Raw genomic sequence first — 13,538 nt, forward strand, 5'->3', positions numbered from 1 at the left:
CGTCACCACCATGTCGTTCCCCGTGGCACCCGGCCTGCGTCACCGCCGGAGGCGCGGCGCGCAGCCGCCCGGACCTCCGGCGTCCGGATCGCGCTCCGGCGGCGAGTCCGGACCCAGCCCGCACCGTTCCGCCTTCCGCCCCGACATCGAGGGGCTGCGCGCCGTCGCGGTCCTGGCGGTGCTCGCCTTCCACGCCGGAGTTCCCGGCACGGCGGGCGGCTTCGTCGGCGTGGACGTGTTCTTCGTCATCTCCGGCTACCTCATCACCGGGCTACTGGTCCGGGAGGCGGTCACCACCGGCCGGATCCGCCTCGGGGACTTCTTCTCCCGGCGCGCCCGCCGGCTGCTGCCCTCCGCCGCCGTGGTGCTCGGCGTCGTGGCGGTGGCCGGAGCCTGGCTGACCGTACCGCTGCGCCGCGCCGACCTGGAATACGACGTCGTCGCGTCCGCGCTGTCCGTGGCGAACTGGCGGTTCGTCGCCCAGCAGACCGACTACCTCGCCGCCGGGCACGGCCAGAGCCCGCTGCTGCACTTCTGGTCCCTCGCCGTCGAGGAGCAGTTCTACCTGTTCTGGGCCCCGCTGCTGGCGGTGATCGTGCTCTGCGCGGCCCGGGCGGTCCGTCGCGGGCGGGCCGTGCGCTCCGCCGTGGCGCTCGTCGCGGCGCCCCTGGTCCTCGGTTCGTTCGCCCTGTCCCTGTACTGGACCGGCTCCTCCGTGTCGCTCGCGTACCTCGGAACACTCTCGCGCGTCTGGCAGTTCGGGGTCGGCGCGCTGCTCGCGCTACTGCCCTGGCACCTGATGCGCGGCCCGCGGCCGCTGCGGCTGCTCTGCGGCTGGGCGGGCGCCGCCGCGATCGGCTGGTGCGTCGTGTCGTACGACGCCTCCACCCCGTACCCCGGCCTCGCGGCGCTCGTGCCGACCCTCGCCACCGCCGCCGTCATCCTCGCCGCGATACCCGGCCGGGGCGAGCGCGACGTCCAGGGCGCGTACGGCGTCGGGCGGCTCCTCGCGGGCCGTGCGCCCCGCGCGGTCGGACGGCTCTCGTACAACCTCTACCTGTGGCACTGGCCGGTGCTGGTCCTGGCCGAGGCCCGGTTCGGGTCCTTCGGCTGGCCCGCCAGGACCGCCCTCACCCTCGCGGCGGTCCTGCCCGCCCTCGCCACCATGCGCTGGGTCGAACAGCCGCTGCGGCGCAGCCGCACGGTCTCCGAACTCCCCCGGCGCGGCCTGTCCGTGGGCGTCTCGGCCATCGTGCTGCCGGTCGTACTGGCGCTGGTCGTGGGCAGCACGACGCTGCACCTGCTGGGCCCGGCCACCCCGGGCGACACGAAGGGCCTGCCCCCGGGCGCGGCCTCCGGCCCCTCGCTGCTGACCCGGACCGCCGGGGCGCCGCCGGCCGGCGGCCCCGTGGTCCCGAGCCCCCTGCAGGCGCGCAAGGACTTCCCGCCGGACGCGCCGTGCGAGGTCGCGCCGGCCGTGACCAGCAGCCCGGAGTGCCTGTTCGGCGCGGTGGACAGCCCCGACCGGATCGTGCTGCTCGGCGACTCGCACGCCGGCCAGTGGTTCTCCCCGATGCTGGCGCTGGCCGCCGAGCGGGGCTGGGCGCTGCAGGAACTGGTGAAGCAGGGCTGCCCGCTGGCCCGGCTGGAGGTGCACAGCCCCCAGCTCGGACGGGCGTACCGGGAGTGCGACCTCTGGCGGGCGGACGCCCTGGAGCGGCTGCGGCAGCAACCGAAGCCGCGGCTCATCGTGATCGCCTCGCTCAACCGGTACACCGCCGACGCGAAGGTCCTGGCCGAGGGCTGGGAGAAGACCCTGGAGCCGCTGCGGGCCCTCGGGGCACCGATCGTCTACATCGAGGACACCCCGGTACCGGGTACGGACGTCCCGGCGTGCGTGTCCGGCAGCCCGGACTCCCCCGGCGCCTGCGCGTTCAGCCGCGCGGACTCCCGGCAGCCCGATCCGCTGGCCCTGCGCATCGCGTCCGGTGCGCTGCCCGGCGTACGGAGCATCAGCGTGAACCCGGTGCTGTGCCCGGGTGACGGCCCGACCTGCCCGGCCGTGGTGGACCGGATCCTGCTCTACCGGGACGACGCCCACCTGACCAACGTGGCCGCCGTCGTGCTGACGCCCCGGCTGGAGCGGCTGCTCACCGAGTCCGGCGCCCTCCCGGCGCGGACCCCGGCGGGGACGCCCCCGTCCGGGTCAGCCGCGGACGGGTGGACCCGGCTGCTGCGCGACGACTTCGACGGCCCCGCGGGCAGCCCCCCGTCCGCCGTCGACTGGATCCACGACGTGGGCACCTGCTACCCGGGCTGCCCCGCACCGCAGTGGGGCACAGGCGAGATCGAGACCATGACCGACTCCACCGACAACGTCCGGCTCGACGGGAAGGGCGCACTGGAGATCGTCCCCACCCGGAAGGACGGCGCGTGGAATTCGGGGCGGATCGAGACGAGGCGCTCGGACTTCGCCGCCCCGCCCGGCGGAACCCTGCGCATCGAGGCCTCGATCGCACTGCCCGATGTCACCGGGGCCGCGGCCGCGGGCTACTGGCCGGCGTTCTGGACCCTCGGGGCGCCGTTGCGCGACGGGTACACCGGCTGGCCGGGTGTCGGGGAGCTCGACGTCATGGAGTCGGTGAACGGGCGGGACACCGTCTTCGGCTCGATGCACTGCGGCGTCGCGGGCGGCGGCCCGTGCGCGGAGCCCGTGGGTCTGACGTCCGGTCCGCAGCCGTGCCCGGACTGCCGCACCGCGTTCCACTCGTACGCCGTGGAGGTCGACCGCACACCCGGCGCGGAGGAAGTGCGCTGGTACCTGGACGGCCGGGTGTACCACCGGGTGAGCGCCGACCGGATGGACGCCGGGACCTGGCGGCGGGCGGTGGACCACGGCGTGTTCCTGATCCTCAACGTGGCCATCGGCGGCAAGCTCCCGGAGGCCGACGGAGCGACCGCGGGCCCCGCGACCGAGCCGGGCCGTCCGATGCGGGTCGACCACGTCACCGTCTCTGCCCGGGCGGGTGCCGGATAGCCGGGCCGGATGGCCGGCCCGCCACGGGCGCAAACGCCGCAGGGCAGCCGACGCGACCGCGTCGGCTGCCCTGCGGTGCTGTCCGTGTCAGACGCGACCGGTGAAGTGACCGTACTCCGCGTGGTCCCGCTCACCCTCGCCCGAGCACGTCGAGGTCCAGACGGGGCCGAACTTCGCCGGGACGGCGGCCGCCGACGAGCAGGTGAACGCGAAGCTCGCGTGCCCGCCGGAGAAGGCCTCGCCCTCGACTCCCTCGTTGGCCAGGGAGGCGCCGGCGCCTCCGAGCAGGATGCCCGCGGCCAGGACGGAGGCGGTGAGGGCAGAGCGCATGCGCATGACTACTCCAATGGATCTTCGGGAAACGCGCCGGGAAGGACGCGTCGGCCGGTTCAACGTCACGGAACGTCACGAGAAACGGCCCGCCACTCCAATGGCGGAGCGCAGCGTACAGGTGGGTTCATCGCACCGGGCGCGCAGGCCCGCACCCTGCCCATCCGACGTCGAGGCCGCCGACCTGCCGTGACGTGCACGTCCGCCCGCGGGGGTTGCGGAGCCGGGACGGTACGGGGCCTCGGGCACGACCGCCCCGACACGTGCGGTGAGGACCGGTTCGGGTGACGCTGTGTCATCCAGGACGAGCCGGATCCTGAGGACGGCGTCCCGCGGCGTCCCCGCGGAGTGGACCGGGGGCCTCTCCCCCCGTACGTGGCCCCGGTTCGACACCGGGGCCACGGGGGCGACGGACGGTTCGGGGCCGTCCGTCGCCGCACAGGCGGTGCTCGCCGACTGGTTCGAGCGGCCGCCGTTCCACGACCGTATCGGCGCCCGCCCCACCGCGACGCCGAACCCTCATGTGGGTGACGGGGCACTACCCGGCGGGGCGCGGTGGTGCGCCGGCCGCGCCGGTCGGCGAGCGGGGCGAGCGGGGTGAGGGAATGCCTGCGGCGGTCCAGCGGGCGAGGACCAGGGCGGGGGAGGCCGGCGTCCGCGCCGTCGAAGAAGGCACTGGCGCGCAGGAGGCTTCCGGAGACGCCCGGGGGGAAGAGCCGGCCCGGGGCGGCCCAGCCCGCGGGGGGCCAGTGGCGGCCGGGGGCGAGGCCGGAGAGGGGTTGCTCAGGAGCATCATCAGTGCGCCGCCGAGGACGAACCCGGCCGTGCCCAGGAGGGCGTGAAGACCGAGCAGGGTCGTCGACAGCCCTGGTGCGGGCACTGTGCAGCGAAGGCGGCACGAAGACGCACAGCATCGCCGGGTCGGACCTGGACGAGGTGCCCCGGGAGCAGACCGGCGCCGAGCCCCGGACCCTGCCCCTCCGGGTCTGGGCCAGCAGCGTCGTAGCCGCTTCCCACGGACGGAGACCGCCCGTCCACACGGACACCGTGGAGTGGGGGGCGGCCGGCCACCCCGCTACGGGGCGTACCGTCACGCTCGTCCCAGCCGCCACAGGGGTGGGGCTTGCCGCGGGGGTGTGGTCGCGCGCAGCCTGTCGAACAGGGTCCGGGCCTGCGGGATCGTCAGGCCGAGCTCCTCGGTGATCCTGCGGGAGGTGACGTAGGCGAGGCCGTCGGCGAGCAGCTCGCGCTCCCAAGCCGCGAACCGGGCCAGGACGGCCTCAGCGGCCTCGGCACCGGCCGCGGCACCGGCTCTGCCACCGGCCTCGGCACCGGACCCGTCTCCGGCCCCGGACGAGCCCGGCGGGCGCACCGCCCCGGGGCCGGAGGCCGCCCGGTGGCGTTCCCGCTCGATCTCCGAGAAGCCGCACACCGCGCGGGAGGCCGCCTCGGCCTCGTCCAGGCTGGTGGAGCCGGCGAGCGAGCGGGCGAGGGGGCTGAGCGCGAGGGCGCGGTTCAGGGTGAGGCGGTGGACCCGGCACGCCGAGTCGTCCAGGAGGACGGGGCGGGGGGCGTCCCGCGTCCCGCAGACCCCGCGCACCCCGCGGGCGGCCGCGACCAGCAGGGCGCTCGCCTCGGACGGATGCCAGTCGAAGACGGGCAGCACCCCTTCGGTGTGCGCGGCCGTGAGGGCGAAGGCGGGCTCGCCGAGCCTGGGCAGCAGTTCGGTCGGGGGAACCTCGTTGTCGAGGCCGGGACCCGCTACGTACACGGTGGTGGGGAGGCCCGTCGCCGCGCAGGCCGCGAGGGCGAGGGCGTCGCCGAGGGGGCTGCGGAGGGTGGGTTCGTCACCCCTCGCCACGATGTCGCCGCCGACGTCCACCAGGTCGATCCGCCCGGCCCGGCACCAGCGGGCGGCCGCGTCGATCTGCCGGGCCAGGCCGCGGGCTCCGTCGTACGGGTCGAGCAGCCCGAGCCGCGGGCCCAGCCCGGCCGCCAGGCGCGGGAGCAGCGAGCCCGCCGGGGCGACCGGCCGGGTCTGCGGCGTGACCAGGACGAGGCCCGGGGCGGCCGGTTCGGTGCCGGTGAAGTCGGCGGCCCGGCGCGGCCCCGGGACGGGGTCGACGACCAGGCGTTCCCAGGCGTAGGTCAGGACCAGCGCGGGGGTGCGCGCTCCGTGCAGAGCCGTGTGGAGCACGGCTGCCGTGATGGCGTCACCGCCACCCCCCGCCGCGACGAGAAGTCGTGTCATGCCGGACACGGAACCTCAACTGCCGCCGCGCCGCCACCTGGACGGCGGCATCGCGAAAAGTGCATATGAACGTCCATGGCGCCAAACCCGATTTATGCGGTTCACACTACTGAAGCGGACCACGACGCCACCCTTGGGTGACGCGGTGTCACATACGGCGATCACGGTCACTTCTGAAAGTGAGTCACGTTCTTCTATGACAACCACCGTTCCGCTTCCCGTGCCCGCGGTTCCCCGCCGTCTCCCCGCCACCGAGCCGGAGACCCCGTACGAGCAGTACGTGTACGCCTACCCGCACCAGAAGGCCTACCGGCTCCTGGAGGACGGGCCGCTGCTGCGCGATCTGTGGTCCGCGGAGCGGCTCGACGCCCTGTCCCTCTATGTGCACGTCCCCTTCTGCGAGATGAGGTGCGGGTTCTGCAACCTCTTCACGCGGACCGGGGCACCCGAGGACGTCACCCGGGACTTCCTCGGCACCCTGGAGCGCCAAGCCCGCGTGACGAGAAGGGCGTTGGAGGCGCAGGACAAACCCATACGGTTCCCGCTCACCGCGTTCGGCGGAGGCACCCCCACCTATCTGACGGCGGCCGAGCTGACGCGGCTGTGCGACATCTGCGAGAACGTCATGGGCGCGGACCTCCGGGCCTCGTCGTGGTCGGTGGAGACCTCGCCGGCCACGGCGACCGCCGACCGGATCGCCGTACTGGCCGAGCGCGGCGCGACGCGGCTGAGCATCGGCGTGCAGAGCTTCGTCGACGAGGAGGCCCGTGCGGCCGTCCGCCCGCAGAAGCGCGACGAGGTCGAGGCCTCGCTCGCCCGGCTGAAGGCGGCCGGATTCCCGATCCTCAACATCGACCTCATCTACGGCATCGAAGGCCAGACCGAGCGTTCGTTCAAGATCTCCCTGGACGCCGCGCTCGCCTGGGAGCCGGAGGAGGTCTACCTGTACCCCCTGTACGTGCGCCCGCTGACCGGACTCAGCGGCCGCCACGCCACGACGCTCCAGGACTGGAACGAGCAGCGGTTGCGGCTGTACCGCTACGGGCGCGACCACCTGCTGTCCGCGGGGTACGAGCAGACCTCGATGCGGGTCTTCCGGCGCGTCGGCACCGCCGCCGTGGAGGACACCGACGGCAGCGGCATCAGCGAGTACAACCAGCAGGCCGGCATGGTCGGACTCGGTGTGGGGGCCCGGTCGTTCACCACCGGCCTGCACTACACCACCGACTACGCGGTCGCGGTTCCCGAGGTCCGCCGCATCATCGACGACTACATCGCGACCCCGACCGAAAAGTTCGAGCGCGCGCAGTGGGCCTTCCGGATGGACGGCGGCGAACGGCGCCGGATGTACGTGCTGCAGCATCTGCTGGAGTCGACCGGCCTGCGGGTGGCCGACTACGAGCGGCGGTTCGCCACGCGCTTCGAGGACGACTTCGCCCGCCAGCTGGAGACCCTGCTCGGGCAGAACTGGCTCCGGGAGCAGGGCGGGACCCTCGCGCTGACCCCGGAGGGAATGGCCTGGGCCGACGCGGTGGGCCCGATGTTCTTCTCGTCCCGGGTGCGCGAGACCATGTCCTCCTACCGGGACCGCTGAGCCGGCTCCACCGTCCGGCCCGGCGCCCGGTACCCGCCGCCCGTCACCCGGGCGCGGGGGCCGGAGCCGGTTCGGCCCCGGTCCGCCCCCTCCGTCCGTACGGCAGGGACACGAGGAGCAGCCCGCCCAGCAGCAGCGCCCCGCCGGCCGCGGCGAGCGGGCCGGGCCGCTCGCCCAGCAGCGCGACGCCGAGCAGGGCGGCGACCAGCGGTTCGGTCAGGCTCAGCGTGCCGGTGGTGGCGGCGCTGAGCCGTCCGACACCGCGTGTGAACAGCAGGTAGCCCAGCGCGGTCGTACCGAGTCCGAGCCAGGCGATCAGTGCGAGCGTGCGCGGGGCGGCCGCGCCCCCGGGGGCCGCGAGCAGGAAGGGGGAGACCAGCAGCCCCGCGCACAGCACGCTCACCGGCGCCGCCGTGCCCAGGTCGGCACCCCGCGCGCCGAGCTCCTTGACCGCCGTGATGTAGACGCCGAAACTCGCCCCCGCCACCACCGCGCAGAGCACGCCCGGCACGTCCGCGCGCGCCCCGCTGCCGGGCAGCAGCAGGAACCCGATGCCGACGACGGCGCAGGCCGTCCCCCACAGCCAGCGGCGGGTCATCCGCTCGCCGGAGAACAGCCGGGCGCACACGCCGCTGACCACGGGTACGGTCCCGAAGGCCACCGCGGTCGCGAGCGCGGCCCCGCACCGCTCGACGGCTTCCAGGAAGCAGACCTGGAAGGCCGCCGTGACCAGGACCGACAGCCCCACCCAGCGGCGAGCACCCGGCCGCACCAGGGTGCGCAGGCCCGCCGGACGCACCGTGAGCGCGCTCAGCACCAGCCCGCCCAGCAGCATCCGGGCGGCGCCGAGCGCCGCCGGAGGCATCCCGGTGTCGCTCCAGATCTGCGCCGGCCCCACGGTTCCCCACAGGACTGCCGCCACCAGCACGGATGCCACAGCGCCCACGATGCCCCCTCCACGGATTCCGGAACGTGGCGAACGTATCCGGGGTCGGCTCCGCGGACCCCCTGGGTGAAACCATGAGATTTCCGGCCGTCGGGGCGGCCGGTCCGTGGGTTCGTACCAAGGGGCGGCGGCGCGGAAAGGGTGCGGCACGGCCGGCCGTACCCCTACCGGGCTGTCAGCCGGCAGGCGGCGTCGTGAGCCGTGCGCACTGCGTGACCACCTCCGCGAGGCTCCCCCCGGTACGCAGCAGCTCGCGCTGGACGCGCGCGCCGTTGCCCCGCTCCAGCAGGCGGGCGATGCCCTCCCGGACGAGGGCGTCGTCGCCGTGGTCGGCCAGGGCCTCGCGCACGTGGGCGTACAGTGCCCCGACGGCGACCGCGGCCGAGGTCTCCCGCATCGTCCGCGGGTGCAGGAGCGGTCCGTCCAGGCCGGAGCGGCCGGCCCGCCACGAGGCCAGGCGCAGCAGGCTCGTGCTGATCCCGGCCGGCGGCTGTCCGTCGCGCCAGGCGCGGGAGGCGGTCTCGACCAGGCCGCGCACCAGGGCGGCCAGCAGGACCGGTGTCGAGGCGTCCAGGCAGACGTCCGCGACCCTGACCTCCACCGTCGGGTACGCGGCGGACAGCCGGGCGTCGAACCAGATCATGCCCTCGTCGCGCAGTACGCCGGTCCCGACCATGGCGCGGACCTGCTCGTGGTAGCGGTCGGCCGACCCGAAGGCGTCGGTGGGCCCGGCCGACGGCAGCCGGTTCCACACCCGGCTGCGGTAGCTGCCGTAGCCGCTGTCCTCGCCCTGCCAGAACGGCGAGTTCGCGCTCATCGCGGTCAGCACGGCCAGCCAGGGGCGGATCCGGTCCAGGACCGCCACGCCCTCCTCGTCCGACTCCACCGACACGTGCACGTGGCAGCCGCACGTCAGCTGCTCCTGCGCGGTCAGGCCGAACTGCTCGCCCACCCATTCGTACCGCCTGCCGGGGCTCATCGACGGCCGGACGGGCAGCGGGGAGGTACCGAGGGCCGCGACCATCGCCCCGGCCGCCGCGGCGTGCCGGGCGGCCTCCGCCCGCCACCCGGTGATCTCCTCCAGGAGCTCGCCCATCTCCGTCACCGGTTTGGTGGCGAACTCCACCTGCTCCTCGTGCAGCTCCTTCTCGAAGGTGTGGCCCGGGTCCTCGCCACTGCCCGGCAGGTGCCCGGCGGACCGGTCCGCTGCCGCCAGTACGGCACCCGAGAGGGCCCGCGGCTCGCCACTGCGGGCGTCCACCAGCAGCAGTTCTTCTTCCACGCCCACGCTTCGCACATCGCCCCAATCGGTCTCACGTCTCGTGCAGTACCGCCCCTGCCCCTGACACGGTCACTCATGCGGCAACGGGGCGGTGCGGCACGAGCCGGTGCCACGAGCGGGCCGGCCCCGGGTGTTCCGCGCGGCGCCGCAGGCCCGGTGGTCGTCGGTGACGGCGCCCGGCACGGTGTAGCGGGAGGGATCGAGGCCGGGCAGGACGTGCATCGGAGCGCTCCCCGAGCCGTCGACGGGGCAGAGCCGGACAACGTCCGCTCCCCCGGGCGGCGGGGATCCGTCCGGGGGCCGTGCGGGAGTCGTCCGGAGCCGCTCAGAGGCCGAACTGCGCGCGGCGAGCCTCGGGCACCAGGTCCGTGTACTCCGGGTGCTTGCCGATCCACCCGCGGATGAAGGGGCAGTGGGGCAGGACGGCCAGTGAGCGCGCCCGGGCGTCGTCGAGGGCGCCGCGGGCGAGGAGCCCGCCCAGGCCCCGGCCGGCGAAGCGGGGGTCGGTTTCGGTGTGGACGAAGGCGATCTCGCCCTCCGAGAGGAGGTAGTCGGCGAAGCCCGCCGTCTCGCTGCCGTCCTCGCCGGCGAGGATCTCGTACCGGGACTTCTCCGGACGGTCCACCACGTGGGGTTCCATGCCTGCTGCTCCTGTGCCGTGATCGAGGGGTCGTGCAGTGGATTGTGCCAGGGGCCGCTCCACTGGCGGCCGCGCAGGGGGCTTTGCCGAGCAGACTTGACCGACCGCGCACCGGTAGCCGAGAGCGCCCGGTCAGGGGCGGCAGCAGGCGTTGCGCCGTTCCCGGATCCATCCCTCGATCAGCGGACCATCCACGGAACCCGGCATGAGTGGGGCCCCGCCCCTTCCGGGCACAGGGCCCGGATGACCGCTTTGCGCATCGCGCGCCACGTGCGCAGGGAGCACACCACCCGGACGCGCAGCTCGATCGGCTGCCGCCCCCCGCTGCTCTGCCCGGGGTGCTCCACCGCCCACTGCTCCGCCAGGAAGTCGTACATCTCAGCGGTCGACAGCCCGCTCCCTGGAAGGTCGTGGGCGACGGTCTCACCGGCGATCCGGGCCCTCCGAGGGCCCGCCGCGTCGGCGACGAGCCCCCTGACCCAGGTCAGCCCGAGCTCGTCGGCGTACAGGCCGAACGTCAGGTCTCGCGTCTTCATGACGCGGAGCCTAGCCAGCCGCGGCGGTCGCCCCAAGGCGAGGAACCGGCGGCGGGGCCGCCGCCGGAACATCAGAGTTCTGCGCGCGTCGCGGACTGGGCGGCGCGCACGGCGACGTTCGCCGCATCCTGCACGAGCGGCGCGGTCGCGCGGCCGCCGTCGGTCAGCGTCCATCCGCACGCGGCCGCCCAGGCCAGGGCGGCCGCGGCCGCCTTGGCGCGCTCGGTGCGCCGGGCCAGGAAGGTGCCGAAGAGGAGTGCGTCCCCCGCGTCGACCGCGACCCGGCACAGTACGGCCGTACGCAGCGCGGCGCCCTCGGGGACCGTCACCATCGCGGCGCCGATGACCGCGTCCCGGACGCCCAGCGCCCGGATCAGCAGCGCGGAGGAGCCGTGCTCGGGGAGTCCGCAGGGGCGGGCGAGTACGCGGGGGCTGCACGCGACCGCCACGCCGTATCCGAGGGTGGCCACGCCCATCGCCCTGGCTGCTGCCGTGCGCATTCAGATCACTCCGTTCCATGGGCCCGGCCCACCGGCGGGGGCTCGTTGCCGGGGCGCGCCTACCCCCGCCAACCGGCTCGAATCCCCGGGTCCGGGCGGGGCGGACCGGCGGTGGCCGGCGCGGTCGAACGCGTCGGCGCCGACGGTCTCACTCGGCGCTGTCCGGGTGGGCCTGCTCCTCACGGCCGATGCCCGGGCGCTGCCGCTTGGCCGAGTGGCCCCCCGCATCGGCGTCTCCCTCACTGGACGGGGACCGCCGCACGACGGCCTCGTCCGCCTCCTTGCGGGCCTCGCGGTCGCCGCTTTCGCCGACTGCCTCGGACGGCGTGGTCCGCGGGGGGCGGGGCTTGTCCTGGTCTGCCATGTCGGTCTCCTTCGCTGGTGGTGTCGTCCAGCGACTACCCCGCCCCGGCGCCCTCAGACGCACCGCTTGTCAGTCGGGGAAGGCGTTCGCCCTGATGTGCGCCATGGGCGCGCTGGAGATCCGGTAACGGGAGCCCGGTTCCAGGTCCGCGGGCCGGAGGCGGACGGCCAGGGGGCCGGCCCATTCGTAGCGACGGTTCTCGCCGTGCCGTACGAGGGCATCGGTGAGCTGCAGCCCGATTTTCCGGGCATGCCGGGCGATCTTTCGGTATACGTCCGGGGGCAGGTCGATCTCGTAGGCGTTGGGTGCGACGACGCGGCAGCGGCTGCACACCACGGCCCGCTCGTCGCACTCGCGCTGCAGCGCCTCCACCAGCTCGACCGGCTCGCGGTGACGGATCCGGTCGAGGAGCGCGTCCTGCCAGCGCTCGACTGCGTCCTCCCAGCGGTTCAAGGCATTCATGGTGCGCGTCTGCCCCCCGTACGCCGCCTTAGCCCGGTCCGTGTCTGGTACGGGACCCGGTCCGCGGGTTCCCCGCGGACCGGCAACTCCCGCCGCGTGCCGGCGTCGTGGCTTCCGTCAGCCGGAGGCGGGCGTGCGGCCGGCGCCCGGCCGCCGCGCGGTGACCCGGGACGTTCGGGCTCCGGGGCGGATGCGGCGGGCCGCCGCGCGCAGGCGCAGTGCCGTCTGGTGGCGCCAGAGGGACGCGACGGTGAGGGACAGCAGGGCGCCGAACACGGCCAGGAGCAACAGGGACACCCACATCCGGCGGCTTCCCGGATGCTGCCCGCCTTCCCAGGCGGCACCCGCCGCCCACACGACGATTCCCGCGGCGTACACGGTGCGGATGCGACGCAGCTGCCGGACGGCGCGCGGGGCAAGGGGGGCGGGCCTCAGGGATTCCATGGCGAGCAACTACCCAGAACACGAGCCGACTACCGGCCGGAACCCGTCGAAACGCACGTCCTTGGCCTCAGAGCATGATGAGCAGGCGCGTCTTCGCCTTGAGCTTGCGGTTCACCGAGCGGCTCTGCACGTAGACCTCCAGCTCGGGGTTGCTCCCCGCCTTGACGGAGACGGTCCCCTGGATGCCCGCGCCGAACAGGAGGCTGCGTGCCGCGTCGCCCGTGTAGGCGCGGTCGGTGTCCTTCTCCACCACGATGACCTCCTTGTCCGGCTGCACCTGGACCCGAGAACCCAACTGGTAGTAGCAGGAGCCGCGTTGATAGGTCACCTCCGGGTGCGCGTCGACGAAGGCCCGGATCGCGACGTCCGTGTCGACCTCCAGCAGCCGGAACGTGTCGGCCGCGACGGGTTCGAGGTTGGCCCGCACCTCGTCGATCGATATGTCCTGGCCCACCGCGAACAGGTTCTTCGTGCCGCGCACGCCCTTCTCGCGTCCGCGGAGGAAGCTCGTGGCGGCGGCGCGAACCGTACCGATCGCCTCCTTCACCCCCTCCTGGGAGTCCGCGTCCCAGATCGCGATGTTCCCGGCCGGGAAGCCGTAGTTCTGGGCGGTTCGCTTCGCCAGGGAGTGGGGAACGAGGATCGCGGACGTCCAGTGATCCGGCAGCCCGTCCATCCTCGCCGAGATCTTTTCGAGCCAGGGGCCGAGGACGGCCATGTCGCCGTCGTGACGCCTGTCCCCGCCGGAGGCGTTCTCCTCGCCGTCCGTGACCACGATCTGGAGGAAGCTGTGTTCCCCGTACTCCTCCCAGATGTGGTCCAGGTCGTCCAGGGACTTCAGAGAGGCTTCGATCAGGGCCGTGGCCCCGTTGTTGACCTTGTACAGACCCCGCATGGACGGCAGGTGCTTCACATCCATGTCCCAGACCAGGTTCTCCACCCTGTGGTCGAAGGAGTAGAGACTGATCCGGGTCTCGTGACCGAGTTTGTCCGACTCCGCCTTCAGTCCCGCCACGAACTCGTCGACGACGCGAATGAGTTGGCTCTCGTGCGGACGCATGGAACCGGAACTGTCCACTACCAGCGCGACGTGATTGACCTTGTGCTGGATTCTTTTCGCAGACATGTTCCCGCTCCTTCTCCACAGCTCCC

The 13,538-nt window shown here is 73.9% G+C and carries 13 protein-coding genes; 2 read left to right on the plus strand and 11 right to left on the minus strand.

The window, feature by feature from the left end; genetic code table 11:
• Positions 1 to 10: 10 nt before the first annotated feature.
• A complete protein-coding gene (locus ACFWW8_RS25225; protein ID WP_386531532.1) occupies positions 11 to 3,037 on the plus strand; it encodes an SGNH hydrolase domain-containing protein in 3,027 nt (1,008 codons plus the stop codon).
• 87 nt (positions 3,038 to 3,124) lie between these two features.
• Here ACFWW8_RS25225 and ACFWW8_RS25230 read toward each other — a convergent pair whose 3' ends face one another.
• The gene (locus ACFWW8_RS25230) at positions 3,125 to 3,373 is read right to left on the minus strand and encodes a hypothetical protein (protein ID WP_386531533.1); all 249 of its coding nucleotides are present in this window, start codon (positions 3,371 to 3,373) and stop codon (positions 3,125 to 3,127) included.
• A gap of 1,084 nt (positions 3,374 to 4,457) precedes the next feature.
• Entirely contained in the window at positions 4,458 to 5,618 is a 1,161-nt protein-coding gene (locus ACFWW8_RS25235; protein WP_386531534.1) for a DUF1152 domain-containing protein, read from the minus strand.
• A 196-nt stretch (positions 5,619 to 5,814) separates the two neighbouring features.
• Between ACFWW8_RS25235 and ACFWW8_RS25240 the strand changes: the two genes are divergently transcribed.
• Positions 5,815 to 7,212 (plus strand): STM4012 family radical SAM protein, encoded by a 1,398-nt coding sequence (locus ACFWW8_RS25240; RefSeq protein WP_386531536.1) that lies wholly within the window; start codon positions 5,815 to 5,817, stop codon positions 7,210 to 7,212.
• A 43-nt stretch (positions 7,213 to 7,255) separates the two neighbouring features.
• Here ACFWW8_RS25240 and ACFWW8_RS25245 read toward each other — a convergent pair whose 3' ends face one another.
• From ACFWW8_RS25245 to ACFWW8_RS25285, 9 genes are all read right to left on the minus strand, one after another.
• Positions 7,256 to 8,158: a DMT family transporter gene (locus ACFWW8_RS25245; RefSeq protein WP_386531538.1), complete on the minus strand. Its 903-nt coding sequence runs from the start codon at positions 8,156 to 8,158 to the stop codon at positions 7,256 to 7,258.
• 175 nt (positions 8,159 to 8,333) lie between these two features.
• Complete coding sequence (locus tag ACFWW8_RS25250; RefSeq protein WP_386531539.1) at positions 8,334 to 9,455, minus strand: glutamate--cysteine ligase; 1,122 nt, start codon at positions 9,453 to 9,455, stop codon at positions 8,334 to 8,336.
• A 310-nt stretch (positions 9,456 to 9,765) separates the two neighbouring features.
• Positions 9,766 to 10,080 (minus strand): GNAT family N-acetyltransferase, encoded by a 315-nt coding sequence (locus ACFWW8_RS25255; protein WP_386531541.1) that lies wholly within the window; start codon positions 10,078 to 10,080, stop codon positions 9,766 to 9,768.
• A 179-nt stretch (positions 10,081 to 10,259) separates the two neighbouring features.
• On the minus strand, positions 10,260 to 10,616 hold the full coding sequence (locus tag ACFWW8_RS25260) for a hypothetical protein (protein ID WP_386531543.1): 357 nt from the start codon (positions 10,614 to 10,616) through the stop codon (positions 10,260 to 10,262).
• 71 nt (positions 10,617 to 10,687) lie between these two features.
• A complete protein-coding gene (locus tag ACFWW8_RS25265; protein ID WP_386531544.1) occupies positions 10,688 to 11,116 on the minus strand; it encodes a hypothetical protein in 429 nt (142 codons plus the stop codon).
• A 148-nt stretch (positions 11,117 to 11,264) separates the two neighbouring features.
• The gene (locus ACFWW8_RS25270) at positions 11,265 to 11,480 is read right to left on the minus strand and encodes a hypothetical protein (RefSeq protein WP_386531545.1); all 216 of its coding nucleotides are present in this window, start codon (positions 11,478 to 11,480) and stop codon (positions 11,265 to 11,267) included.
• A 69-nt stretch (positions 11,481 to 11,549) separates the two neighbouring features.
• Entirely contained in the window at positions 11,550 to 11,942 is a 393-nt protein-coding gene (locus tag ACFWW8_RS25275) for a DUF3662 domain-containing protein (protein ID WP_386531547.1), read from the minus strand.
• Positions 11,943 to 12,059: 117 nt separating this feature from the next.
• Positions 12,060 to 12,386 (minus strand): hypothetical protein, encoded by a 327-nt coding sequence (locus tag ACFWW8_RS25280; protein WP_386531549.1) that lies wholly within the window; start codon positions 12,384 to 12,386, stop codon positions 12,060 to 12,062.
• Between the two features lie 67 nt (positions 12,387 to 12,453).
• Positions 12,454 to 13,512, minus strand: a complete 1,059-nt coding sequence (locus ACFWW8_RS25285; RefSeq protein ID WP_386531551.1) for a VWA domain-containing protein — start codon at positions 13,510 to 13,512, stop codon at positions 12,454 to 12,456.
• Between the last annotated feature and the right edge of the window lie 26 nt (positions 13,513 to 13,538).

The sequence above is a fragment of the Streptomyces sp. NPDC058701 genome, from assembly GCF_042715295.1.
Taxonomy (GTDB): domain Bacteria; phylum Actinomycetota; class Actinomycetes; order Streptomycetales; family Streptomycetaceae; genus Streptomyces.

Bases quoted from the DNA above. Each gene is read 5' to 3' on its own strand.
- ACFWW8_RS25225 (WP_386531532.1), top strand. From the start codon at position 11: ATGTCGTTCCCCGTGGCACCCGGCCTGCGTCACCGCCGGAGGCGCGGC.
- ACFWW8_RS25230 (WP_386531533.1), bottom strand. From the start codon at position 3,373: ATGCGCATGCGCTCTGCCCTCACCGCCTCCGTCCTGGCCGCGGGCATC.
- ACFWW8_RS25235 (WP_386531534.1), bottom strand. From the start codon at position 5,618: ATGACACGACTTCTCGTCGCGGCGGGGGGTGGCGGTGACGCCATCACG.
- ACFWW8_RS25240 (WP_386531536.1), top strand. From the start codon at position 5,815: ATGACAACCACCGTTCCGCTTCCCGTGCCCGCGGTTCCCCGCCGTCTC.
- ACFWW8_RS25255 (WP_386531541.1), bottom strand. From the start codon at position 10,080: ATGGAACCCCACGTGGTGGACCGTCCGGAGAAGTCCCGGTACGAGATC.
- ACFWW8_RS25260 (WP_386531543.1), bottom strand. From the start codon at position 10,616: ATGAAGACGCGAGACCTGACGTTCGGCCTGTACGCCGACGAGCTCGGG.
- ACFWW8_RS25265 (WP_386531544.1), bottom strand. From the start codon at position 11,116: ATGCGCACGGCAGCAGCCAGGGCGATGGGCGTGGCCACCCTCGGATAC.
- ACFWW8_RS25270 (WP_386531545.1), bottom strand. From the start codon at position 11,480: ATGGCAGACCAGGACAAGCCCCGCCCCCCGCGGACCACGCCGTCCGAG.
- ACFWW8_RS25275 (WP_386531547.1), bottom strand. From the start codon at position 11,942: ATGAATGCCTTGAACCGCTGGGAGGACGCAGTCGAGCGCTGGCAGGAC.
- ACFWW8_RS25280 (WP_386531549.1), bottom strand. From the start codon at position 12,386: ATGGAATCCCTGAGGCCCGCCCCCCTTGCCCCGCGCGCCGTCCGGCAG.
- ACFWW8_RS25285 (WP_386531551.1), bottom strand. From the start codon at position 13,512: ATGTCTGCGAAAAGAATCCAGCACAAGGTCAATCACGTCGCGCTGGTA.